The following is a 22,463-nucleotide window of genomic DNA, read 5'->3' as shown; positions in this document are numbered from 1 at the left end:
CCCATCGACCATAAAAGGGAAAAGCGTAAAAGGGGATGGAGGGATTAAAAAGTAACCAGTTGAAAGGGGGCTAACCCGGCAGTCCACACGGACTGCTGCGCGATAAAGCCGCGCAGCGCCGGTGACTTCTGAGCTTCCCCCGAAATTTCGTCTTCCAAGGGTGACGCTAACGCCATGCCCTGCGTGTCGTCGGCATGAGTGCCAGTGCCTACCGTTACGTCGCTGCGTTGGACGGCTTCACTTCGTAATATTCCCTATTCCAGACATAGGCATCATCATTACAATGTAGAGGCAGAACCTACCCGAAGGACGCCAATTACCGCCATGAAGAGAAAAATCACGCCGACCAAGGTCGAGCGGGTCATGCGGGAAAACGATTTCATCGTTTCCAAGACCGACCCCAAGGGCATCATCACCTACGGCAACCCGATCTTCATCGAGTTCTCCGGCTACACCGAGGAGGAGCTGATCGGCTCGCAGCACAACATCATCCGCCACCCGGACATGCCCCGCGCGGCCTTCAAGCTGGCCTGGGACACGATCCAGTCGGGCCAGGAGTTCTTCGCCTATGTGAAGAACATGTCGAAGGATGGCGGTTTCTACTGGGTGTTCACCCACATCGCGCCGGATTTCGGGCCGGGCGGGCGCATCGTCGGCTATACCTCGGTGCGCCGCTGCCCCAAGCGCGAGGCCATCGGCAAGATCGAGCCGGTATACCAGAAGATGCTGCAGGCCGAAAAATCGGCCGGCGCCCGCGATGCCATCGCCGCCGGCACCCAGGTTCTGGTCGACCTCATGCAACAAACCGGAATGAGCTATGAAGAACTCGTCTTTTCGCTTTAAGCGCCAATATGCCGCCGCCGGTTTGATCATCCTGGGCGCCGCCGGCGCCTTCTGGACGCCGTGGGCCGCCGCGGCCTTGCTGCTGCCGGCCCTGCTGCTGGCGCTGTGGCCGGAGCGACATGGCGCCGCCGAACTGGCCGAACTGGACGACCTGTTGCACCGCATCGGCCAGGGCGACCTGTCGGCCCGCGCCCCGCACGCCTTCGCCGACCCCACGCTGGAGTCGATCCGGCAGGATCTGAACTCGGCGCTGGACCAGACCGAGACGGCCTTCCGCGAGTTTCTCGGCGGCATGGCCGCCGCTTCGGATGGCCGTCATTGGCGGCGCCTGCAGCCGGTGGGCCTGCACGGCACCTTCCGCGACGTGATCGAGCGCATGCAGGTGATGCTCGACCAGCTGAACGCCGCCCAGGAGTCGGTGGCCCGCGAGGCCCTGCTGTCGCGCATCTTCCTGCGCTCGGAGAGCGGGCTGTCGAAAGCGATTGCGCATGTGGAATCCGCGCTGACCGAGGTCACTGACAATTCCGGCCAGTCCGAGACCCTGGCCACCACCTTCGGCCAGTCGGCCACCCACATGTCCGAGGCCGCCCGGCGCATGGCCGGCGCCCTGGGCCAGGCCGAGCAGGCCGCCACCAGCGGCAATCACGCCCTGGACGACCTCAATGCCAAGGCGGCCGCCATCGTGGAGTTCACCGCCCACATCGACGAGATCGCCAAGCAGACCAACCTGCTGGCCTTGAACGCGGCCATCGAGGCCGCCCGCGCCGGCGAACAGGGCCGCGGCTTTGCCGTGGTGGCCGACGAAGTGCGCAAGCTGGCCGATCAGTCGAAGAGCACGGCGCATCAGATCGACGAGGCGATCACCGCCATGTCCGACTCGCTGGGCACGGCCACCAGCCAGATCGAGGAGATCAACCGCTCGGTCTCCAGCGCCCGGCAAACCTCCGGCGAGTTCGGCAAGGAGCTCGAACAGTCGGCCAGCTCGGCCATGCGGGTGGGCGAGCTCACCGCCGCCATCGGCCATGGCGCGCAATCGATGCAGGCTTCCATGCGCCTGGTCTCGCTCGCCCAGAAGGCGCGGGCCGACGCCAATGCCATCCTCAACGGCGAGGAGGTCTGCATCAACAGCCTGTCGGAACTGGAAAACCAGGCGGTCGAGATCGCCCGATCGCGCCAGTGGGTGAAGGGCAGCGCCGACCGCGATGCCCTGATCGCCATCTACGACAACCTGTTCGCCAACATCGAGCAGCAGATTCGCTGAGCCGGCGGGGCCGCTGGCCCCGCCCGCACTCAATACGTCCGTTCCTTGGGCTGGAAGGTCTCCACCGTCATCGGCTTCAGGCGCACCGGCTTGTAGTCGAGCTGGTCGTTCTCGGTGAAATACAGGGTATGGCGCAGCCAGTGGTCGTCGTCGCGCCGGGGGAAGTCCTCGCGCGCGTGGGCACCCCGGCTCTCCTGGCGCGCCGCGGCCGAGACCAGGGTGGCGCGGGCGATGGGCAGCAGGTTTTCCAGCTCCAGGGCTTCGATGCGCGCGGTGTTGTAAGCCTTGGATCGATCTGAAATGGCGGCATCGTTCAGGCGTTGCTGCACGACGTCGAGCTTGGCCAGACCTTCCTTCAGGTGCGCCGCATCGCGATAGACCCCGGCATGTGCCTGCATGATGCGCTGCATCTCCCCGCGCAGCCCCGCCACGGTCTCGCCGCCCTTGGGCCTCTCCCAGCGCGCCAGCCGGGTCAGGGCCGGCTCGGCCGCCGCTTTCGGCACCGGCCGCGGGTAGGGGTTTTCCTTGAGGTATTCGACCATGTGGTCGCCGGCGGCGCGGCCGAAGACCAGCAGGTCCAGCAGCGAATTGCCGCCCAGGCGGTTGGCGCCGTGCACCGAGACGCAGGCGCACTCGCCGGCGGCGTAGAGGCCGGGCACCGGCTCTTCCGGCCCGTAGCGCACCGGGGTGACCACCTGGCCGTGCAGGTTGGTGGGGATGCCGCCCATCATGTAGTGCACGGTGGGCGTGACCGGAATCGGCGCGCAGGCCGGATCGACCCCGGCGAAGCGGATGGCGAGCTCGCGGATGCCGGGCAGGCGCTCCCGCACCCGGGCCTCGCCCAGGTGGTCGAGCTTGAGCAGGACATGGTCGCCATGCTCGCCGCAGCCGCGGCCGGCGCGGATCTCCTGGGCGATGGCGCGCGCGACCACGTCGCGCGAGGCCAGGTCCTGCGCGTGCGGGGCATAGCGCGGCATGAAGCGCTCGCCCTCCCGGTTGACGAGATAGCCGCCTTCGCCCCGGCAGGCTTCGGTCATCAGCACGCCCACCTCGGGAATGCCGGTGGGGTGGATCTGCCAGAACTCCATGTCCTCCAGCGGCAGGCCGGCGCGCAGCACCATGCCCAGCCCGTCGCCGGTGTTGATGTGGGCGTTGGTGGAGTGGCGATAGATGCGCGCCGCGCCGCCGGTGGCCAGCAGCACGGCGCGCGCCTCGAACAGGATGGGCGCGCCGCTGGCGATGTCGAGCGCGATGAGGCCGAGCACGTAGCCCTCGTCGTCGCGCACCAGGTCGAGCGCGAAGTATTCGTCGAAGAACTGGGTGCGCGCCGCGATGTTGCGCTGATACAGGGTGTGCAGCAGGGCGTGGCCGGTGCGGTCGGCCGCGGCGCAGGTGCGGGTAGCCTGCGCGCCGCCGTAGTGCTTGGATTGGCCGCCGAAGGGGCGCTGGTAGATCTTGCCGTTGGGAAGACGCGAGAACGGCAGGCCCATGTGTTCCAGTTCGTACACCACCGAGGCGGCGTTGCGGCACATGAACTCGATGGCGTCCTGGTCGCCCAGGTAGTCCGAGCCCTTCACCGTGTCGTACATGTGCCAGTGCCAGTTGTCCTCGTCGACGTTGCCCAGCGCGGCGGTGATGCCGCCCTGGGCCGAGACGGTGTGCGAGCGGGTGGGAAAGACCTTGGAGATGACGGCCACCTTCATCTCGGCGCGGGCCAGTTGCAGCGCGGCACGCAGGCCGGCACCGCCGCCGCCGACGATGACGGCATCGAAAGTGCGTTTCTCGATCATCGAACACCCCAGAGGATATCCACGGCCCAAACCAGACAGCCGAGGTAGAGCACGCCGAAGGCGAAATACAGCATCAGACGCAGGCCAAGGGGGTGCACGTAGTCGATGAAGATTTCGCGCAGGCCGATCCAGGCATGAACCAGCACGGCGGCGATGCAGAGCAGACCGCCGACCTTGGCCGGCAGCGGGGCAAACAGGCCGCGCCAGGTGGCGTAATCCAGCACGGGCTGGCTGGCGGCATAGATCAGGAAGGCCGGCAGGCCGATGGCCAGCACCAGGGCCGAGGCGCGCTGGATCAGCCAGATGTCCAGCCCGCGATGGGCGCCGGCCACGTGCGGCATGTCAGCGCCCCGCCACGGCGATCAGCGCCGTCAACGCCAGGGCGAGGCCCAGCGCAAGCCAGGCCGTCTGCCGCGCCCGCAGCCTGTCCTCGCCCCAGCCGAAGTCGAAGCCGAGATGGCGCAGGCCGGCCAGAAAGTGATGCAGCAGCGCCCAGCTCACCAGCAGGGCGAGCAGCCAGCCGAGGCCGCCGCCGAGCCAGGCCTGCACCCGGGCGAAATCCTCGGCCGAGCGCAGGGACAGCATCAGCCCATAGAGCAGCGCCGGCACCAGGAGCGAGAGCAGCGCCCCGCTCGCCCGGTGCAGGATGGACACCCAGCCGCCGACAGGCAGGCGGATTTGCAACAGGTTGAGGTAATAGGGCCGCTGGCGCATTACTTGGTGGCCGCTGCCGCCACCGCCTGCGGCACCCGCTGGATCAGGCGCGGATCGAAGGGCTTGGGCAGGATGTATTCCTTGCCGAATTCCAGCTTGTCGACGTTGTAGGCCTTGAGCACTTCATGAGGCACCGGCTCGCGCGCCAGCTCGGCCAGGGCACGGGCGGCCGCCACCAGCATGGGCCGGGTGATGCGCCTGGCCCGGGCGTCGAGCGCGCCGCGGAAGATGAAGGGGAAGCCGAGCACGTTGTTGACCTGGTTGGGGAAGTCCGAGCGGCCGGTGGCCATGATCAGGTCGTCGCGCGCGGCATGGGCATCTTTGGGCAGAATCTCGGGGTCGGGGTTGGCCAGGGCGAAGACCACGGGCCTTTCCGCCATCGCCTTGACCATGTCCTGCGACACCAGGTTGGGGCCGGAGACGCCGACGAAGACATCGGCCCCGGTCATGGCCTGCAGCAGGGTGCGCTGGTCGGTCTCTTTGGCGAACTGCTGCTTGAATTCGTTGAGGTCGCTGCGGCCCTTGTGGATGACGCCCTTGCTGTCGACCAGGGTGATGTTCTCGCGCCTGGCGCCCATTTCGATGAGCAGGTTCATCGAGGCGATGCCGGCGGCGCCGGCGCCCAGGCAGACGATCTTCACCTTGTCCAGCTCCTTGCCCTGCAGGTGCACGGCGTTGATCAGGCCGGCGCAGATGATGACGGCGGTGCCGTGCTGGTCGTCGTGGAACACCGGGATGTCGAGCCGCTCGGTCAGCGCCTTCTCGATGGCGAAGCAATGCGGCGCGGCGATGTCTTCCAGGTTGATGCCGCCGAAGGTGGGCGCGATGTTGGCCACGGTCTCGATGAACTGCTCGACCGAGGGCGCCTGCACCTCGATGTCGAACACGTCGATATTGGCGAAGCGCTTGAACAACACGCCCTTGCCTTCCATCACCGGCTTGGCCGCCAGCGGCCCCAGATTGCCCAGGCCGAGGATGGCGGTGCCGTCGGTGATCACCGCGACCAGATTGCCCTTGTTGGTGTAGCGGTAGGCGTTCTCCGGGTTCTCGGCGATGGCGCGCACCGGCTCGGCCACACCCGGGGTATAGGCGAGCGAGAGCTCGGCCTGGGTGGCGCAGGGCTTGGACGCTTCGACCGAGATCTTGCCGGGCCGGGGATGCTCGTGATAGTCGAGGGCTTGTTGCTTGAGATCGCTCACTTCAAACTTCCTTGTAAATCAAAGATGAATAAATTTGGCGACGCCAAATCCATTGCAAACCAACCCTCCCCACCCCAACCCTCCCCACTTGTGGGGAGGGAGTCCTCCTCCCCCATTCATGGGGGAGGTTGGGAGGGGGAATGAAACTGCCTGCGTTTACCGATTAGGGCAAGCAAATGCTCTCACCGCTTGGCTAAGGAGCCTCTGAAAAAGTCCGATTTCGTCGTTCCCTCGCAGGCGGAAACCCAGAAAGATCAATAAACTGGATGCCCGCCTGCGCGGGCATGACGGCTTAATCAGACCTTCCCTAATCGTAATTAGATCATAGCGCCCTACAGGATGCTCACTCCTCTTCCTGGAAGGCCTCTTCCCGGGTCTTGCGGAAGGCCGGGCTCAGCACCAGGAACAGGGCCACCACGGCCAGGGCCAGCATGGTCGCGCTGATCGGCCGTGTGACCAGCACCATGGGGTCGCCGCGCGAGATCAAGAGCGCCCGGCGCAGGTATTCCTCCATCATCGGGCCGAGGATGAAACCGAGCAGCATGGGCGCCGGCTCGCAGTCGAGCTTGGCGAAGACGTAGCCGAGCAGGCCGAACAGGGCCATGAGATAGATGTCGAATTCCCGGTTGTTGATGCTGAACACGCCGATGGCGCAGAACACCAGGATGGCCGGATACAGCAGCCGGTAGGGTACGGTGATCAGGCGCACCCAGAGCCCGATCAGGGGCAGGTTGAGGATGACCAAAAACAGGTTGCCGATCCACATCGAGGCGATCACGCCCCAGAACAGGGCCGGCTGCTCGGTCATCACCATCGGGCCGGGCTGGATGCCCTGGATGATCAGGGCGCCGATCATCAGCGCCATCACCGGGTTGGACGGGATGCCGAGGGTGAGCATGGGGATGAACGAGGTCTGGGCGCCGGCGTTGTTGGCCGACTCCGGCGCGGCCACGCCCTCGATCGCGCCCTTGCCGAACTGGGCGGCGTTGGGCGAGATCTTCTTCTCCACCGAATAGGCGGCGAAGGCGGCCAGGATGGCGCCGCCGCCGGGCAGGATGCCAAGCAGCGCGCCCAGGCCGGTGCCGCGCAGGATGGGCGCGGCGATGCGCCTGAAGTCGGCCTTGCTCGGCATCAGCCCGGCCACCTTGGTCACCATGGCGCTGCGCACCTCCTCGTGTTCCAGGTTGCGAATGATCTCGCCCAGGCCGAACATGCCCATGGCCAGCACCACGAAGCTGATGCCGTCGGCCAGCTCGGGCAGGTCGAAGGTGTAGCGCGGCAGGCCGGAATTGATGTCGGTGCCCATCATGCCCAGCAGCAGGCCGAGCACGATCATGCCGATGGCGTGCAGCAGCGAGCCGTGGGCCAGCACCACCGAGGCGACCAGGCCCAGCACCATGAGCGAGAAGTACTCGGCCGGGCCGAACTTGAGGGCGAACTCGGCCAGCGGCGGCGCGAACACGGCGAGCAGGAAGGTGGCGACGGTGCCGGCGAAGAAGGAGCCGATGGCGGCGGTGGCCAGGGCCTTGCCGGCATGGCCCTGGCGCGCCATCTGGTAGCCGTCGAGGGCGGTGACCACCGACGAGGTCTCGCCCGGCAGATTGACCAGGATGGCCGTGGTCGAGCCGCCGTACTGGGCACCGTAATAGATGCCGGCCAGCATGATCAAAGCCGAGACCGGCGGCAGGCCGAAGGTGACCGGCAGCAGCATGGCGATGGTGGCCACCGGCCCCAGGCCGGGCAGCACGCCGATCAGCGTGCCCAGGGCGACGCCGGCCAGGCAGTAGAGCAGATTGGTCAGGGTGAAGGCGGTGTCGAAACCGAGCGCCAGGTTGGCCAGCAGTTCCATCGCGGCTCAGCCCCCGAACCAGCTGCCCCAGAGGGGGAGCGGAATGCCCAGGCCCTTGCTGAAGACCAGGATGCTGAACACGGTCAGGCCCAGGGCGAGCAGCAAGGTGGGGCGCCAGCGGAACTGCCGGCTGGCATAGGCGCTGACCAGCACCAGCACGAACAGGCTGAGCGCGAGCCCCGCCCCGCGCACCAAGAGCCCGAACAAGGCCGTGGCGCCGAGCACGAGCAGGGCCGCGCGCCAGGCCAGGCGGCCGATGGCCTCGCCCGGCCGCAGAAAGCTGCGGACCAGGGCGAGCAGTCCGATCAGCCCCAGCAGGCCGGCCAGCACCTTGGGAAAATAACCCGGCCCCATGCGCACGGCACTGCCCATCTCATAATCCTGCGCGAGCTGAAACGCCGCCAGACCGATGCCCAGATAGATCAGGCCGGCCCAGAAGTCCTTGGGATTGCGAATTGCGCTCATCGAACACCCCTTGGCGATCGGAAAAGAATGGGGCCGTGCCCACCGGACACGACCCCACCCTGATGTTATTGGTAATTTTCCGGCGCGCCGGATATCAGTCGGCGTAGACGCCGGCCTTCTTGATGATCGGGCTCCACTTGTCGATCTCGGAGCGAAGCAGGCTGCGCAGGGCGGCCGGCGTCACCTGGCTCGGGTCGACCGGCTCGGTGCCGAGATCGCCGAACCGCTGTTTGACCGTCTCATCCTTGAGGGAGAAGGCCAGGGCCTTGGTCAGCTTGTCGATCACCGGCTTGGGCGTGCCCTTGGGCGCGTAGATACCGTGCCAGACGGTCACCTCGAAGCCGGGCAGGCCGGATTCATGCAGCGTCGGCAGATCGGGCAGCGAGGCCACCCGGTTCCTGGTCGTCACGGCATAGGCGCGAATCTTGCCGCCCTTGATCTGGCTCGTGGTGTTGGTGGTCTGGTCGCACATGAAATCGACCTGGCCGCCCAGCAGGTCGTTCATGGCCGGGCCGGTGCCCTTGTAGGGCACGGTGGTCAGATCGGTCTGGATCGCGGTCATGAACAGCATGCCGCACAGGTGCGAGGCCGAGCCGAGGCCGGCGTTGGCATAGGTCACCTTGTCCTTGTTGGCCTTGACGTAGGCGATCAGCTCCTTGATGTCCTTGGCCGGGAAGTCCTTGCGCGCCACGATGGTCATCGGCACGCTGGTGACCAGGCCGATCGGCTCGAAATCGTTGATCGCGTCATAGGGCAGCTTGCGATAGAGCGAGGGCGCGGTGGAATGGCCGATGTGGTGCAGGAAGATGGTGTAGCCGTCGGGCGCCGAACGCGCCACCCGCCCGGCCGCCAGGGTGCCGCCGGCGCCGCCGACGTTCTCGATCACCACCTGTTGCTTGAGGTAGGTGCTCATCGGCTGGGCGATCAGCCGGCCGACGGTGTCGGTGGGACCGCCGGCCGAGAAGGGGATGATCATGGTGATGGGCTTGGACGGATAGTCGTCGGCGCTGGCGGCGCCGAACGCCATTGCAGCACAGAGGCCGAACAGTCCGATAAGTTTGCGTTTCATCGTTCTTGCTCCTCCAGGAAGACTGCGATCGCCGACCGGCCGGCTGGCCGGGCAGCACCCATGACACGACGTCTGCCCGCACAGACTAGCGGGACCGACCGTGCGAGACAAGCGGCTCCGATTGCGCCATGCGAGCAGCGCGCCCTGACGATGGGACGCGAAGTTTGGGTAAAATGTTGATTTTTCACGCCTGCCCTACAGGAACCACGCCATGCACAACCTTTTCGACTCCCGCCAGACCTTCGACCTCGGCAACGGCCAGACCGGCGCCTTCTATTCCCTGCCCCAACTGGAAAAGGCCGGCGTCGGCGCCATCTCGAAGCTGCCGGTGTCGATCCGCATCGTGCTGGAGTCGGTGCTGCGCAACTGCGACGGCAAGAAGATCACCGAGCAGCACGTGCGCGACCTGGCCAACTGGCAGCCGAACGCCGAGCGGGTGGAGGAGATCCCCTTCGTCGTCGGCCGCATCCTGCTGCAGGACTTCACCGGCGTGCCGCTCTTGGCCGACCTGGCCGCCATGCGCAGCGCCGCGGCCCGCGCCGGCAAGGATCCGAAGCGGGTCGAGCCGCTGGCCCCGGTCGAGATGGTGGTGGACCACTCGGTGCAGGTGGACGTGTTCGGCCGGCCCGACGCCCTGCAGCAGAACATGGCCATCGAGTTCGAGCGCAACCGCGAGCGCTACCAGTTCCTCAAGTGGGGCATGCAGGCCTTCGATACCTTCAAGGTGGTGCCGCCCGGCGTCGGCATCGTGCACCAGGTCAACATGGAATACCTGGCGCGCGGCGTGATGGAGAAGGACGGCGTGTACTACCCGGACACCCTGGTCGGCACCGACAGCCACACCACCATGATCAACGGCCTGGGCGTGGTCGGCTGGGGCGTGGGCGGCATCGAGGCCGAGGCCGGCATGCTCGGCCAGCCGGTGTACTTCCTCACCCCCGACGTGGTCGGCGTGCGCCTCAAGGGCCAGGCCCAGCCGGGCATCACCGCCACCGACATCGTGCTCACCATTACCGAGATGCTGCGCCGCGCCAAGGTGGTCGGCAAGTTCGTCGAGTTCTTCGGCGAGGGCGCCGCCAAGCTGCCGGTGACCGACCGCGCCACCATCGCCAACATGGCACCGGAATACGGCGCGACCATGGGCTTCTTCCCGGTCGACGAGGCCACCTGCCAGTACTACCTGGCCACCGGGCGCGACAAGGCCAAGGTCGATGCCCTGCGCAACTACTTCAAGGCGCAGGGCCTGTTCGGCGTGCCACTCGACGAGCAGTGCGAATACAGCCAGGTGCTGGAGCTGGACCTCGGCACGGTCAAACCTTCCGTGGCCGGCCCCAAGCGTCCGCAGGACCGGATCAACCTCTATGCCCTGAAAGAGAGCTTCGAGACCCTGCTCGGCCTGGCCAAGGAAGACGGCGGCTACGGCAAGACCGGCGCCGCCCGCAAGGCCGGCGAGCTGAACCATGGCGACATCGTCATCGCCGCCATCACCTCCTGCACCAACACCTCCAACCCCGGCGTCATGCTGGCCGCCGGCCTGGTCGCCAAGAAGGCGGTGGAACTCGGGCTCAAGACCCCGGCCCACGTGAAGACCTCGCTCGGCCCCGGCTCGCGCGCGGTGACCGAATACCTGAAGTCCGCCGGCTTGCTGAACCATCTGGAGCAGCTGGGCTTCGGCGTGGTCGGCTACGGCTGCACTACTTGCATTGGTAACTCCGGCCCGCTGCCCGAGGCGATCGAGAAGCAGATCCTCGACAAGGATCTGGTCGCCTGCTCGGTGCTCTCCGGCAACCGCAACTTCGAGGCCCGCGTGCATCAGAACGTGAAGGCCAACTTCCTGATGTCGCCGCCCCTGGTGGTGGCGCTGGCCCTGGCTGGCCGGGTCGATCTCGACTTCGCCAACGAGCCCATCGGCCAGGGCAAGAACGGTCCGGTGTTCCTGAAAGACCTGTGGCCGAGCAACGAGGAAGTCGCCGCGCTGCTGCCGAAGGCATCGGATGCCGCCGCCTACTCGATCTACAAGAACGTAGGCGCCGACAACCCGCTGTGGGATGCCGTGCCCGCCCCGGCCGGCCAGGTCTACCAGTGGGATACCGCCTCCACCTACATCCAGGAGCCGCCCTTCTTCCAGAGTGCGGCCAAGCCCGACCCGGTGATCCGCAATGCCCGCGCCCTGGCCATCTTCGGCGACTCGGTGACCACCGACCACATCTCGCCTGCCGGCGGCATCAAGCCTGCGGCGCCGGCCGGCAAGTATCTGGTCGACCACGGCGTCGAGCAGAAGGACTTCAACAGCTACGGTGCCCGCCGCGGCAACCACGAGGTGATGATGCGCGGCACCTTCGCCAACGTGCGGATCAAGAACCTGATGATCCCCGGCAGCGAGGGTGGCGTCACTCTGCACAACGGCGAGCAGATGAGCATCTACGACGCCGCCATGCAGTACCAAAAGGAAGGCACCCCGCTCTTGGTCTTCGCCGGCGAGGAATACGGCACCGGCTCCTCGCGCGACTGGGCGGCCAAGGGCACTCAGCTCCTGGGCGTCAAGGCCGTGGTGGCCAAGAGCTTCGAGCGCATCCACCGCGCCAACCTGGCTGGCATGGGCGTGCTGCCCTTGCAGTTCAAGGACGGCCAAGGCGCGCAGGACCTCGGCCTCACCGGCACCGAGACCTTCGACATCAAGGGCCTGGAAAACGGCATCGCCCCGCAGCAGGACGTCACCCTGGTCATCCACCGGGCCGATGGCGCCAGCCAGGAGGTGCCGCTCAAGCTGCGCCTGGATACCCCGATCGAGATCGACTACTACCAGGCCGGCGGCATCCTGCCCTTTGTCTTGAACCAGCTGCTCGGCTAAGCTGTCCCTATCCGGCTGCCCCCAGGCAGCCGGGTTTTCTCCCCTGCCCACCGCCGTCAGGCAATATCCCCCAACAAATCAATCGCTTAATTTGGCATCCCGGCAGACGCCCAGGGAATGGTCGAGAAGTTTATTAGGATATAAATATCTTGTGATATTTAGAATTTCCAATATGATGAAACTAGTACAATCCATCTAGCCGATGGGCGGAATTGACCTTCATCAAGGAGACCAAAATGGGAAAACTGATAGGCGGTTTTATTGCAGGCGTGCTGTTCACCATGGTGCTGGCGTATTTCATGATGCCCAGCCTGATGTTCAAGGAGCAGGTCAGTCCCTACGGCATGGAAGAAACCATCGCCCGCATCCAGCACAACATCCAGAAGAACCCCAACGGCTGGTCTCTTTCCGGCCTGCGCGATCCGGCCAAGGCGGTACAGGCCGACGGCAGTAACGTGCTGCCGGTGATGATGGTCGAGGCCTGCAGCACCAAGTATTCCGGCCCCATCCTCAAGACCGACGATCGCCGCTTCCTGTCGATCCTGATGCCCTGCAAGGTCTCGGTCTACAAGAAGAACGACGGCAAGGTCTATATCGGCACCATGAACGCCGGCCTCATGGGCAAGATGTTCGGCCCGCTGGTGGGCGAGATCATGACCCATGTGGCAGCCGACCAGAAGACCTTCCTGGAGTTCGACCCCAACATGCCCGCACCCCAGATCATCCTGCCCAAGGCCCCCACTGGCGGCGGCGCGGGCGGCGGCGGTGGCGGCTGTTGAGCGGTCAAGACCGGACCACGATCGAACCCAAATAAGAGGAGTGTCCACAATGCTAGGCAAACGACTCCAGTTTCTGGCCTTGCTAACCAGTATCGCCTTCCCGGTACCGGCTGCACAGGCCGCCACGGCGCCTGCCGCCGAGGCGAAAACGGCCGCCGCGCCGGCACCCGCGGCCGGCGCCCACGGCTATGCCCCCCTGAATGGCACCGCCCCGGCGGCCCCGGCCAGGGAGATCAAATCCACCGCCGACCACAGCAAGTTCAAGGAACTGCAAAAGGACTTCAAAACCGGGCCTGAGGTGACCGAGGCCTGCCTTACCTGCCACACCGAAGCGGCCAAGCAGGTGATGAAGACCAAGCACTGGACCTGGGAATTTCTCAACCCCCAGTCCAAGCAGCGGCTGGGCAAAAAGCACATCATCAACAACTTCTGCACCGCGGTGCCCTCGAACTATGAGTTCTGTACCGCCTGCCACATCGGCTATGGCTGGAAGGACAGCAGCTTCGACTTCAACAAGCAGGAGAACGTCGACTGCCTGGCCTGTCATGACAACACCGGCACCTATCGCAAGCTGCCGGGCCTGGCCGGCCACCCGCCGTACAAGGACATCGAGTTCCCGCCCCACTCGGGCAAGATCGTGCCGGCGGTGAACCTGAAGAACGTGGCCCAGAACATCGGCAAGACCAGCCGCGCTACCTGCGGTGCCTGCCACTTCTACGGTGGCGGCGGCGACGCGGTGAAACACGGTGACCTTGACAGCTCGATGAAAAACCCGAAGAAGTACCTCGACGTGCACATGGCCAAGGACGGGCTCAACTTCACCTGCGCCACCTGCCATGAGACCGACGGCCATAACGTGCCGGGCAGCCGCTATACCCCGACGGCCAAGCCCAAGGACGTCAGCCCGCACATGCGCGGCAAAGTCGACGAGAACCCGGCGACGTGCCAGTCCTGCCACGGCAACAAGCCACACAAGAGCGTGGCCAAGCTGAACACCCACACCGAGAAAATCGCCTGCCAGACCTGTCACATCCCCGAGTTCGCGCGCGGCGGCGTGCCGACCAAGATGGTCTGGGACTGGTCGACCGCCGGCAAGCTGGACAAGGACGGCAAGCCGTTCAAGCTCAAGGACAGCGGCGGCCATGACGCCTACGACAGCAAGAAGGGCGACTTCAAGTACGAGGCCAACGTCATCCCGGAGTACATCTGGTTCAACGGCAAGGTGAACTACACCCTGCGCGAGACCAAGCTCGACCCGAGCAAGCTGATCAAGATCAACAGCTTCGAGGGCAGCCCGAACGACGGTCAATCGAAGATCTGGCCGATCAAGGTGTTCCGCGGCAAGCAGCCGTATGACATCGGCAACAACCAGTTGGTGGTGTTCCACACCTACGGCAAGGACGACAGCGCCCTCTGGTCGAACTTCAACTGGGACAAGGCGATCGAGTTCGGCATGAAGGAGATCGGCGCCGAGTATAGCGGCAAGTACGCCTTCGTCAGCACGGAGATGTCCTGGCCCATCACCCACATGGTCGCACCCAAGAAAGATGCCCTGAGCTGCGCCCAGTGCCACGCGCCGCAAACCGGCGTCGGTCGGCTGGACAAGGTGCCCGGCATCTACATGCCTGGCCGCCGCGCCAACGAGTGGCTCAACACCGCCGGCTGGGGCCTGGCCGGCCTGGCCCTGCTCGGCGTCATCGGCCACGGCGGTCTGCGCCTCTACCTCTGGCGCAAGGGCAAGAAGTGATATGGCTCAAGGCCTTCACCACTCACCCCAACCCTCTCCCATAGCGGGAGAGGGCGACGCAGAGCTGACTTCTACGGAGTAGAAAAATGAGCGAGAAAATTTACGTCTTCAAGGTCTTCGAGCGCTTCTGGCACTGGTCGCAGGCGGCGCTGATCATCACCCTGCTGCTCACCGGCTTCGAGGTCCACGGCAGCTATGCCCTGTTCGGCTTCGAAAAGGCGGTCAACACCCACACCATCGCCGCCTGGACCCTGGTCGGCCTCTGGGTCTTCGCCATCTTCTGGCACTTCACCACCGGCGAGTGGAAGCAGTACATCCCCACCCTGCAGAAGGTCGATGCCATGTTCAAGTATTACCTGACCGGCATCTTCACCAATGCGCCCCACCCCTTCCGCGCCACCCGGCTCAAAAAGCACAACCCGCTGCAGCGCCTGGCCTATCTCGGGGTCATGCTCTTCATCGGGCCCCTGATCTGGTTCACCGGCTGGTTCTACATCTTCTACGACAAGTGGCCCGACTGGGGCTGGGATCAGTACCTCGCCCTGGAATGGGTCGCCTTCTTCCACACCGTGGCCGCCTTCCTGATGCTGATCTTCCTCATCGCCCACGTCTATCTCACCACCGCCGGCCATACCCTGACCTCGCACATCAAGGCCATGATCACCGGCTGGGAGGAAGTGGAATAAGTTTCGCGGCAAGTCAGAGCATTGGGGCAGGTCGATGACCTGCCCCTTTTTTATTCTGCCGCCGATTCCTGCAAGCTAGCGCCCGGAGCGGGCAGCCGCATCGCGCAGGAAGGCGATGTACTCGGTCCAATCCGGAATCGGCCCGTTGTGCGAGAAGAGCACGATGCCGTGCTTGTCCAGCACGTAGGTGGTGGGGAAGACCTTGGCCAGTTGGCGATCGGGCAAGGTACTGCCATCGCTCAACGGCAGCTCGCTCTTGCCCGGCCCTTTGACCTGGGAATCGGACAGGGCGAGATCCAGCTTCAGTTTTTGCTTGACGAAGCCCTTCGCGGTGGCGAAGTCCTCGCGCACCTGCAGGCAGGTGAAGACGATATCGCGCTCGTCCCGGAGCCGGAGTGCGGTCTTGCGCAGCTCCGGCATCTCTTTCAGGCAGGGCGGACACCATGAGCCCCAGAAATGCAGCACGACCACCTTGCCGCGCAGGTCTTTCAGGGTGGTCGGCTTGCCCTGTGGATCCTTGAAGGCGAGGTCGGGGAAACGCATGCCGCGGCCAAGGCCCACCGGCGCCTGCTCGGCCTGGGCACGGCTCAGATAGGGCCCCCACAACCGAGGCCAGGCCTTGGCGTTGAACACCACGCGGTCGTTGACCGCGTAGGGTACGCAACGCTGCTCGGTGTTCTCCTGGCAGTCGCGCAATGCGGCATCCTCGGCCGCTTCCACGCTGCCCATCTCAGCCCGCCAGCTCCAGTGGCCGCCGGGCGCCACGAAAAACGCCTTGTGCCCGTCCGCCTTCAGATAGTCGAGATAGGCGGCCTTGCCCCGGGCGTCGAGGTGGGGCACCGCACCGACGTCTTCCAGCGGCATCTCGGCCCGGGCCGAGGCCGCCAACATCAGCGCGAGGCCGGCGAAGGAGAGGATTTGTCTGAATGGCGCCACGACGTTGCTCCTGAATCGGTTTGTTCGCGCATTAGGCGGATTCAACCACGAAGTGCAACACGACTGAATGATTGCATAAAAACCTGATGCGGGGTTTTCCAGCCCAGGCGTTTTCTGGGGCGATGGTTCAGGCGATCCATGATCATGGCCAGTTCCTCCTGGGTGACGGTGTGAAAGGGCCTGGATTTGGGCAGGTACTGCCGGATGAGGCCGTTGGTATTCTCGTTCGTGCCGCGTTGCCAGGAGGCATAAGGGTCGGCGAAATAGGACGTGGATTCGAGTGCCCGGTCGATCTCGCCATGGCGGGCGAACTCCAGGCCATTGTCGAAGGTGAGCGTCTTCACCCGTGCCTTGAAGGGTGAAAGCAAGCGGATGATGGCCTCGCTTACCGCCTCGCTGGTCTTGTTGCGCACGTGGGCCAAGAGGCAGAAACCCGACTTACGCTCGGTGAGGTTGACGATGGCCTGTTTGCGGCCAGCGCCGATGAGGGTGTCACCCTCCCAATGGCCGACCAGGCTGCGCGACTCGACGGCCTGCGGGCGCAAGGCAATCGGCCTGCGACCGGGGATATGGCCGCGCAGGCTTCGGCCCGAGGCATAACGTTTGCGGCGCTGTTTCTGACATCGGAGGTGGCGCCACAACGCGCCGCCGGCTCGCTTGTCGGCATAGATGCGCTGGTAGATCGCCTCATGGCTGATCGGCAGATGCGCGGCGATCTGCTCGGGACTGTGCTGCAGGGCAAGTCGTCTTTGGGCTTCCTCCCATACTTCCGGCAAGATGCGCGGCGCGTTGCGGCTATTGGCCGCCCGCGCCTCGGACAGGCGCTGCGCCTGCCGGGGCCGGTAGCCGCGCAATCCGCAGTTGCGGGCAAGCTCGCGGCTGATGGTGGAAGGGTGACGGTCGAGCAACTGGGCGATCTCGCGCTGTGTATGGCCGGCTTTGAGGAGGGCGTAAATTTGGTATCGTTCGTTCTGGGTCAGATGCGTGTAGTTCATTGGGCAACTTCGACTTGGCGGTTGATGGGGCAAAATGCTCACGCATTCTGACCCACCTTCCAGTTAATCAAAATTGCACTTCGAATTTGAATCCACGTTATCCTATTGGCGATCGGACAAGAAAAAGGCCCACCCGTTCGGGTGGGCCTCAGCCAGACCGATAGGCGTCAACCCTTGGTGAACACCAGGCGGCCGTTCTCGACCTCGACCCGGATGGTGTCCTTGGCCGCGAAGTGGCCGGCAAGGATCTCCTTGGCCAGGGGGTTTTCGATCTGGCTCTGGATCGCCCGCTTCAAAGGCCGGGCGCCGAACACCGGGTCGAAGCCGGCCTTGGCGATCTCGGCCAGGGCGGCGTCGCTGACCGCGAGCTTCATCTCCATCTGGGCCAGGCGTTTTTCCAGGTATTGCAGCTGAATCCGGGCGATGCCGGCGATATGCTGCTCGTCCAGGGCGTGGAACACCACGACCTCGTCGATGCGGTTGATGAACTCGGGGCGGAAGTAATTCTTCACCTCGGCCATCACGGCGAGCTTGATCACCTGATAGTCGTCGCCGGCCATCTGCTGGATCATCTGGCTGCCCAGGTTGCTGGTCATGACGATGACGGTGTTGCGGAAGTCCACGGTGCGGCCCTGGCCGTCGGTCAGGCGGCCGTCATCCAGCACCTGCAGGAGCACGTTGAACACGTCCGGGTGGGCCTTCTCCACCTCGTCGAGCAGGATCACGCTGTAGGGCTTGCGCCGCACCGCTTCGGTGAGATAACCGCCCTCCTCGTAGCCGACATATCCCGGCGGCGCGCCGATCAGCCGGGCCACCGAATGCTTCTCCATGAACTCGCTCATGTCGATGCGCACGATGTGTTCCTGCGAATCGAACAGGAAGTCGGCAAGGGCCTTGCACAGCTCGGTCTTGCCCACGCCGGTAGGGCCGAGGAAGAGGAAGGAGCCGTAGGGCCGGTTGGGGTCGGAGAGGCCGGCACGCGAGCGGCGGATGGCGTCACTCACCACGCGCACCGCCTCGTCCTGGCCGATGACGCGCTGGTGGATGCGTTCTTCCATCTGCAGCAGCTTGTCGCGCTCGCCCTGCATCAGCTTGGACACCGGGATGCCGGTTGAGCGGGAGACCACCTCGGCGATCTCCTCGGCGCCGACCTCCTTGCGCAGGAGCTTGAACTCGCGCTTGCCCTCGCCTACCGCTTCCGCCTGCTTGGCCTGGGCTTCCAACTGTGGCAGCTTGCCGTACTGGATCTCGGCCACCTTGTCGAGTTTGCCCTGGCGCTGCAGCTCGGCCATCTCGGCCTTGAGCTGGTCGATCTCTTCCTTGATGTGGGCGGCGCCCTGGACGCTGGCCTTCTCCGCCTTCCACACCTCTTCCAGGTCGGCGTATTCCTTTTCCAGCTTGCGGATCTCGTCTTCCAGCAGCGACAGACGCTTCTTCGAGGCCTCGTCCTTTTCCTTCTTCACCGCCTCGCGTTCGATCTTGAGCTGAATCAGCCGCCGATCGAGCTTGTCCATCACCTCGGGCTTGGAATCGATCTCCATCTTGATCCGGCTGGCGGCCTCGTCGATCAGGTCGATCGCCTTGTCCGGCAGGAAGCGGTCGGTGATATAGCGGTGCGACAGCTCGGCCGCGGCGACGATGGCCGGGTCGGTGATCTCGACGCCGTGGTGCAGCTCGTACTTCTCCTGCAGGCCGCGCAGGATGGCGATGGTCTGCTCCACCGAGGGTTCATCCACCATGACCTTCTGGAAGCGGCGCTCGAGCGCGGCGTCCTTCTCGATGTACTTGCGGTATTCGTCCAGCGTGGTGGCGCCGATGCAGTGCAGCTCGCCGCGCGCCAGGGCGGGCTTGAGCATGTTGCCGGCGTCCATGGCGCCCTCGGCCTTGCCGGCGCCGACCATGGTGTGGATCTCGTCGATGAACAGGATGATGCGACCCTCGTCCTGGGCCACCTCTTTCAGCACGGCCTTCAGCCGTTCCTCAAACTCGCCGCGGTACTTGGCCCCGGCCAGCAGGCCGGCCATGTCCAGTACCAGCACCCGCTTGCCCTTCAGCGTTTCCGGTACCTCGCCGTTGACGATGCGCTGGGCCAGGCCCTCGACGATGGCGGTCTTGCCCACGCCCGGCTCGCCGATCAGCACCGGGTTGTTCTTGGTGCGCCGTTGCAGGACCTGGATGGTGCGCCGGATTTCGTCGTCACGGCCGATCACCGGGTCGAGCTTGCCTTGGCGCGCGCGCTCGGTCAGGTCCAGGGTGTATTTGCTCAAGGCCTGGCGCTGGCTCTCGCCTTCCTGCGAGGAAACCGACTCGCCGCCGCGCACCTCCTTGATCGCCGCCTCGATGGCGGCCCGGTTGCCGCCGTGATGCTTGAGCAGCTTGCCGGCCTCGCCCTTGTCCTCGCACACGGCGAGCAGGAACAGTTCGCTGGCGATGTAGGCATCGCCGCGCTTCTGCGCCTCCTTGTCGGTGAGGTTGAACAGGTTGTTGAGCTCGCGCGAGACCGAGACCTCGCCCCCGGCACCTTCCACCTTGGGCAGGCGGTCGAGCGCCTTCTGCAGGGCATCGATCAGGGCCGCCACCCGCACCCCGGCCTTCTCCAGGATGGGACGGGCCGAGCCGCCATCCTGGTTAATCAGGGCGGCCAGCAGGTGGGCCGGCTCGATGTAGGGGTTGTCATTGCCCACCGCCAGGCTCTGGGCATCGGCCAGGGCCTGCTGGAACGGCGTGGTCAGTTTGTCGAAGCGCATGGACATGCTCCTTGCAGGGTTTTCTATTGTCACTGTAGTTGGGGGAATCCAGCCGCATTTCAAGGGATATACTTGCTGCCGAGACAAATCGCCCGACCGGAACCATGATCCGACTCAGCCAAGCCCTGGCCGCCTGGGGCACCGAGACCTTCCGCCACGCCCTGAAACAGGAGATCGAAGCGCTGGATGCCCGGCTGCTGCCCCTGCAGCAGGGGCTGACCCGCGGCAGCCATGCCCTGGAAGGCCGGCACGAGGCGGTGCCGCTCGGCGCGGCCGACCTGGGCGAGAAGCTGCAGGCCAAGGTGGGGCTGTTCTACGCCAGCGTCATCGCCGGCTGCAGCTGCGCCGACGACCCGACGCCGGTGGGCGAAGAAACCGAGTATTGCGTGCTGCAGCTCGACATCGACAAGCGCACGGCCGAGACCACGGTCTCACTACTGGCCGAATAACCGAACTTCTTTCAATGTAAACCATGGATTTGAGCCAAAGCATCGCCGCCAACGTCCGCGCCGCTCTTGATGAAGATCTGGGAGGCCCGGATTTTTCAAACATCAGGGGCGACCTGACCGCCCAGCTGATTCCGGCCGACAAGACCGCCCGCGCCCGCATCATCACCCGGGAGGATGCCGTGCTCGCCGGCCAGGCCTGGTTCGAGGCCTGCTTTCGCGCCCTCGACCCGCAGGCGCAGATCGTCTGGCAGGCCAAGGACGGCGACCGGGTGGCGGCCGGCCAGACCCTGTGCGAGGTGAGCGGCCAGGCCCGCGCCCTGCTCTCGGCCGAGCGCTCGGCGCTGAACTTCCTGCAGACCCTGTCCGGCGTGGCCACGGTCACCCGCCGCTACGTCGAGGCCGTGGCCGGCACCAAGGCGCGCATCTACGACACCCGCAAGACCCTGCCCGGCCTGCGCCAGGCGCTGAAATATGCCGTGCGCTGCGGCGGCGGCGTAAACCACCGGGTCGGCCTCTACGACGGCATCCTGATCAAGGAAAATCACATCGCCGCGACCGGTGGCATCCGGCCCGCGCTGGAACGCGCCTTTGTCTTGGCGCCCGAGGGCGTGTTCGTGCAGATCGAGGTGGAAACCTTGAGCCAGTTGGAAGAGGCCCTGGCCTGCGGGGTGAAGCTGGTCCTGCTGGATAATTTCGACTTGGCGGGGATGCGCGAGGCGGTGCGGCTGACGGCCGGCCGCGCCCAGCTGGAGGCCTCGGGCGGGGTGGATCTGGCGACGGTGCGGGCCATCGCCGAAACCGGGGTGGACCGCATCTCCATCGGCAGCCTGACCAAGCACCTCAGGGCCGTCGATCTGTCGATGCGCCTGCTCGATTAAGCGGTATTCAGGTTTCCACCGTCAGCGCGGTGTCGAAAGGTGGCGGTCCCCGCAGCAGGCTGGACAGCGCGAAGGCGGCGGTCGGCTGCATCTGCACGCAAACCATGCGCACGTTGATCGCTGTGCAGGCCCGTGCCAACACATCCAGCCAGCTGTAATAGATATCGTCGATCAGCGGCACGTTGCCCAAGTCGTAATAAAGCAGGCTGGCCTGACCTTGCTGCAAACGGTGCAACACCGCGTCGAGCAGCTCGTCGCGCTGGCTGACGTCGAGGCCATCGCTGGGCTCCATCAGATAACGGCCCTGGCCAATGCGGGTCAAATGCAGTCCGGGCAGGCTCATGCCTTGACGACCTGGATGTTCATGCGGCGGAAGGCCTCTTTCAGACCGTCGGACAGGGTGGCGCGGGTGGTGACGTTGCCCAGGTCGATGTTGAGGCTGGTCAGCGCCCGGGCGATCTCGGGCCGGATGCCGGTGACGATGGCGTCCGAGCCCATGAGCTGGATCGCCCGCACCATCTGGATCAAATGATGCGAGACCTGGGAGTCGATGCTCTTCACCCCGGTCAGGTCCATCACCACGGTCTCGGCATGCTCGGCCGCGATGCGGTTGAGCAGGGCCTCCATGATCACCATGGTGCGGCTCGAATCCAGGGTGCCGATGATCGGCAGGGTGAGCACGCCGTCCCAGATCTCGGTGATCGGGGTGGCGGTCTCGCGCAGTTCGGCCTCCTGAGCGTAGATGGTCTTTTCCTTCTCGTCGAGATAGGCGCGGAACACCGCCAGGATCATCTCGTTGAACAGGCCGGAGAGATAGACCAGGATGGCGCGGGTGTCCTGGGTGCTGACGTTCTTGGCGGTGCCCAGCGCTTCGATCAGCACGTGCTGCATGAACTGGATGTAGCGCACCAGGTCCTCGACCCGGCCGCCGCGGATCAGGAGCTGCTTGGACAGGTTGTTGAAGAAGATTTCCAGGGCGTGGAACTGGGGCGAGGAATCGTCGTGCGGGTCTTTCGATTCCAGCAGCTCGATCAGCAACTGCAGGAACTCCATGCAGAAGTCGGTGATCTCGTCGTGGCTCAACAAATCGCTGCCGCCGAGAACGGTCTTGCCTTCGTGCTCGATCCGGTCGGAGATGCTGCCGATCTGGAGTTTCAGCACCTCGATCAGAATGGTGCTGGTCTTGGTCTTCGCCATCTTGCCTT

20 protein-coding genes are annotated in these 22,463 nt (G+C 65.1%); 8 read left to right on the top strand and 12 right to left on the bottom strand.

Going from position 1 to position 22,463, the window contains the following annotated elements; translation table 11 throughout:
• Window positions 1-324: 324 nt before the first annotated feature.
• A complete protein-coding gene (locus EL388_RS05595) occupies window positions 325-843 on the top strand; it encodes a PAS domain-containing protein (protein ID WP_126460837.1) in 519 nt (172 codons plus the stop codon).
• Window positions 818-2,104: a methyl-accepting chemotaxis protein gene (locus EL388_RS14205; protein ID WP_126460834.1), complete on the top strand. Its 1,287-nt coding sequence runs from the start codon at window positions 818-820 to the stop codon at window positions 2,102-2,104. The genes EL388_RS05595 and EL388_RS14205 overlap by 26 nt, the downstream gene beginning before the upstream one ends.
• Window positions 2,105-2,133: 29 nt before the next feature.
• Here the strand turns inward: EL388_RS14205 and sdhA are convergent, their stop codons facing one another.
• The 7 genes from sdhA to EL388_RS05555 all read right to left on the bottom strand — a co-directional run bounded on the left by sdhA (window position 2,134) and on the right by EL388_RS05555 (window position 9,190).
• Entirely contained in the window at window positions 2,134-3,894 is a 1,761-nt protein-coding gene (gene sdhA / locus EL388_RS05585; RefSeq protein ID WP_126460831.1) for a succinate dehydrogenase flavoprotein subunit, read from the bottom strand.
• Window positions 3,891-4,235 (bottom strand): succinate dehydrogenase, hydrophobic membrane anchor protein, encoded by a 345-nt coding sequence (gene sdhD, locus EL388_RS05580; RefSeq protein WP_126460828.1) that lies wholly within the window; start codon window positions 4,233-4,235, stop codon window positions 3,891-3,893. The genes sdhA and sdhD overlap by 4 nt, the downstream gene beginning before the upstream one ends.
• 1 nt (window position 4,236) lies before the next feature.
• Window positions 4,237-4,608 (bottom strand): succinate dehydrogenase, cytochrome b556 subunit, encoded by a 372-nt coding sequence (sdhC, locus tag EL388_RS05575; protein ID WP_126460825.1) that lies wholly within the window; start codon window positions 4,606-4,608, stop codon window positions 4,237-4,239.
• Window positions 4,608-5,807 carry a malic enzyme-like NAD(P)-binding protein gene (locus EL388_RS05570; RefSeq protein WP_126460822.1) on the bottom strand — a complete coding sequence of 400 codons (1,200 nt, stop codon included), beginning with the start codon at window positions 5,805-5,807 and terminating at the stop codon, window positions 4,608-4,610. The genes sdhC and EL388_RS05570 overlap by 1 nt, the downstream gene beginning before the upstream one ends.
• 343 nt (window positions 5,808-6,150) lie before the next feature.
• Window positions 6,151-7,656: a tripartite tricarboxylate transporter permease gene (locus tag EL388_RS05565; protein ID WP_126460819.1), complete on the bottom strand. Its 1,506-nt coding sequence runs from the start codon at window positions 7,654-7,656 to the stop codon at window positions 6,151-6,153.
• A 6-nt stretch (window positions 7,657-7,662) separates the two neighbouring features.
• Window positions 7,663-8,121 carry a tripartite tricarboxylate transporter TctB family protein gene (locus EL388_RS05560; protein ID WP_126460816.1) on the bottom strand — a complete coding sequence of 153 codons (459 nt, stop codon included), beginning with the start codon at window positions 8,119-8,121 and terminating at the stop codon, window positions 7,663-7,665.
• A gap of 94 nt (window positions 8,122-8,215) precedes the next feature.
• Entirely contained in the window at window positions 8,216-9,190 is a 975-nt protein-coding gene (locus EL388_RS05555) for a tripartite tricarboxylate transporter substrate binding protein BugD (RefSeq protein WP_126460813.1), read from the bottom strand.
• Between the two features lie 211 nt (window positions 9,191-9,401).
• Between EL388_RS05555 and acnA the strand changes: the two genes are divergently transcribed.
• The 4 genes from acnA to EL388_RS05535 all read left to right on the top strand — a co-directional run bounded on the left by acnA (window position 9,402) and on the right by EL388_RS05535 (window position 15,253).
• Window positions 9,402-12,041 carry an aconitate hydratase AcnA gene (gene acnA / locus EL388_RS05550; RefSeq protein ID WP_126460810.1) on the top strand — a complete coding sequence of 880 codons (2,640 nt, stop codon included), beginning with the start codon at window positions 9,402-9,404 and terminating at the stop codon, window positions 12,039-12,041.
• Window positions 12,042-12,277: 236 nt separating this feature from the next.
• Window positions 12,278-12,820: a DUF302 domain-containing protein gene (locus EL388_RS05545; protein WP_126460807.1), complete on the top strand. Its 543-nt coding sequence runs from the start codon at window positions 12,278-12,280 to the stop codon at window positions 12,818-12,820.
• Between the two features lie 49 nt (window positions 12,821-12,869).
• Complete coding sequence (locus EL388_RS05540) at window positions 12,870-14,567, top strand: tetrathionate reductase family octaheme c-type cytochrome (protein WP_126460804.1); 1,698 nt, start codon at window positions 12,870-12,872, stop codon at window positions 14,565-14,567.
• A gap of 86 nt (window positions 14,568-14,653) precedes the next feature.
• Window positions 14,654-15,253 carry a cytochrome b/b6 domain-containing protein gene (locus EL388_RS05535; protein WP_126460801.1) on the top strand — a complete coding sequence of 200 codons (600 nt, stop codon included), beginning with the start codon at window positions 14,654-14,656 and terminating at the stop codon, window positions 15,251-15,253.
• A 75-nt stretch (window positions 15,254-15,328) separates the two neighbouring features.
• Here EL388_RS05535 and EL388_RS05530 read toward each other — a convergent pair whose 3' ends face one another.
• From EL388_RS05530 to clpB, 3 genes are all read right to left on the bottom strand, one after another.
• Complete coding sequence (locus EL388_RS05530) at window positions 15,329-16,189, bottom strand: TlpA family protein disulfide reductase (protein WP_126460798.1); 861 nt, start codon at window positions 16,187-16,189, stop codon at window positions 15,329-15,331.
• A gap of 41 nt (window positions 16,190-16,230) precedes the next feature.
• Window positions 16,231-17,184 carry an IS30 family transposase gene (locus tag EL388_RS05525; protein ID WP_126460448.1) on the bottom strand — a complete coding sequence of 318 codons (954 nt, stop codon included), beginning with the start codon at window positions 17,182-17,184 and terminating at the stop codon, window positions 16,231-16,233.
• A gap of 167 nt (window positions 17,185-17,351) precedes the next feature.
• Window positions 17,352-19,931 (bottom strand): ATP-dependent chaperone ClpB, encoded by a 2,580-nt coding sequence (clpB, locus tag EL388_RS05520; protein ID WP_126460795.1) that lies wholly within the window; start codon window positions 19,929-19,931, stop codon window positions 17,352-17,354.
• Between the two features lie 104 nt (window positions 19,932-20,035).
• Between clpB and EL388_RS05515 the strand changes: the two genes are divergently transcribed.
• Entirely contained in the window at window positions 20,036-20,380 is a 345-nt protein-coding gene (locus tag EL388_RS05515) for a hypothetical protein (RefSeq protein WP_126460792.1), read from the top strand.
• 23 nt (window positions 20,381-20,403) lie between these two features.
• Complete coding sequence (nadC, locus tag EL388_RS05510; protein WP_126460789.1) at window positions 20,404-21,258, top strand: carboxylating nicotinate-nucleotide diphosphorylase; 855 nt, start codon at window positions 20,404-20,406, stop codon at window positions 21,256-21,258.
• 7 nt (window positions 21,259-21,265) lie between these two features.
• Here the strand turns inward: nadC and EL388_RS05505 are convergent, their stop codons facing one another.
• Together EL388_RS05505 and EL388_RS05500 are read right to left on the bottom strand one after the other, a co-directional pair.
• On the bottom strand, window positions 21,266-21,601 hold the full coding sequence (locus EL388_RS05505; RefSeq protein ID WP_126460786.1) for a hypothetical protein: 336 nt from the start codon (window positions 21,599-21,601) through the stop codon (window positions 21,266-21,268).
• The gene (locus tag EL388_RS05500) at window positions 21,598-22,455 is read right to left on the bottom strand and encodes an STAS domain-containing protein (protein ID WP_126460783.1); all 858 of its coding nucleotides are present in this window, start codon (window positions 22,453-22,455) and stop codon (window positions 21,598-21,600) included. Before EL388_RS05500 ends, EL388_RS05505 begins: the two co-directional genes overlap by 4 nt.
• Between the last annotated feature and the right edge of the window lie 8 nt (window positions 22,456-22,463).

It is taken from the genome of Sulfuritortus calidifontis, from assembly GCF_003967275.1.
GTDB classification, from domain to species: Bacteria; Pseudomonadota; Gammaproteobacteria; order Burkholderiales; family Thiobacillaceae; genus Sulfuritortus; species Sulfuritortus calidifontis.
This window is presented reverse-complemented; position numbering and strand designations above follow the sequence as displayed.

Excerpts from the sequence above, each read along its gene's own strand:
- EL388_RS05595 (WP_126460837.1), top strand. The coding sequence starts at position 325 with ATGAAGAGAAAAATCACGCCGACCAAGGTCGAGCGGGTCATGCGGGAA.
- EL388_RS14205 (WP_126460834.1), top strand. The coding sequence starts at position 818 with ATGAAGAACTCGTCTTTTCGCTTTAAGCGCCAATATGCCGCCGCCGGT.
- sdhA (WP_126460831.1), bottom strand. The coding sequence starts at position 3,894 with ATGATCGAGAAACGCACTTTCGATGCCGTCATCGTCGGCGGCGGCGGT.
- sdhD (WP_126460828.1), bottom strand. The coding sequence starts at position 4,235 with ATGCCGCACGTGGCCGGCGCCCATCGCGGGCTGGACATCTGGCTGATC.
- sdhC (WP_126460825.1), bottom strand. The coding sequence starts at position 4,608 with ATGCGCCAGCGGCCCTATTACCTCAACCTGTTGCAAATCCGCCTGCCT.
- EL388_RS05565 (WP_126460819.1), bottom strand. The coding sequence starts at position 7,656 with ATGGAACTGCTGGCCAACCTGGCGCTCGGTTTCGACACCGCCTTCACC.
- EL388_RS05560 (WP_126460816.1), bottom strand. The coding sequence starts at position 8,121 with ATGAGCGCAATTCGCAATCCCAAGGACTTCTGGGCCGGCCTGATCTAT.
- EL388_RS05555 (WP_126460813.1), bottom strand. The coding sequence starts at position 9,190 with ATGAAACGCAAACTTATCGGACTGTTCGGCCTCTGTGCTGCAATGGCG.
- acnA (WP_126460810.1), top strand. The coding sequence starts at position 9,402 with ATGCACAACCTTTTCGACTCCCGCCAGACCTTCGACCTCGGCAACGGC.
- EL388_RS05545 (WP_126460807.1), top strand. The coding sequence starts at position 12,278 with ATGGGAAAACTGATAGGCGGTTTTATTGCAGGCGTGCTGTTCACCATG.
- EL388_RS05540 (WP_126460804.1), top strand. The coding sequence starts at position 12,870 with ATGCTAGGCAAACGACTCCAGTTTCTGGCCTTGCTAACCAGTATCGCC.
- EL388_RS05535 (WP_126460801.1), top strand. The coding sequence starts at position 14,654 with ATGAGCGAGAAAATTTACGTCTTCAAGGTCTTCGAGCGCTTCTGGCAC.
- EL388_RS05525 (WP_126460448.1), bottom strand. The coding sequence starts at position 17,184 with ATGAACTACACGCATCTGACCCAGAACGAACGATACCAAATTTACGCC.
- clpB (WP_126460795.1), bottom strand. The coding sequence starts at position 19,931 with ATGCGCTTCGACAAACTGACCACGCCGTTCCAGCAGGCCCTGGCCGAT.
- EL388_RS05515 (WP_126460792.1), top strand. The coding sequence starts at position 20,036 with ATGATCCGACTCAGCCAAGCCCTGGCCGCCTGGGGCACCGAGACCTTC.
- nadC (WP_126460789.1), top strand. The coding sequence starts at position 20,404 with ATGGATTTGAGCCAAAGCATCGCCGCCAACGTCCGCGCCGCTCTTGAT.
- EL388_RS05505 (WP_126460786.1), bottom strand. The coding sequence starts at position 21,601 with ATGAGCCTGCCCGGACTGCATTTGACCCGCATTGGCCAGGGCCGTTAT.
- EL388_RS05500 (WP_126460783.1), bottom strand. The coding sequence starts at position 22,455 with ATGGCGAAGACCAAGACCAGCACCATTCTGATCGAGGTGCTGAAACTC.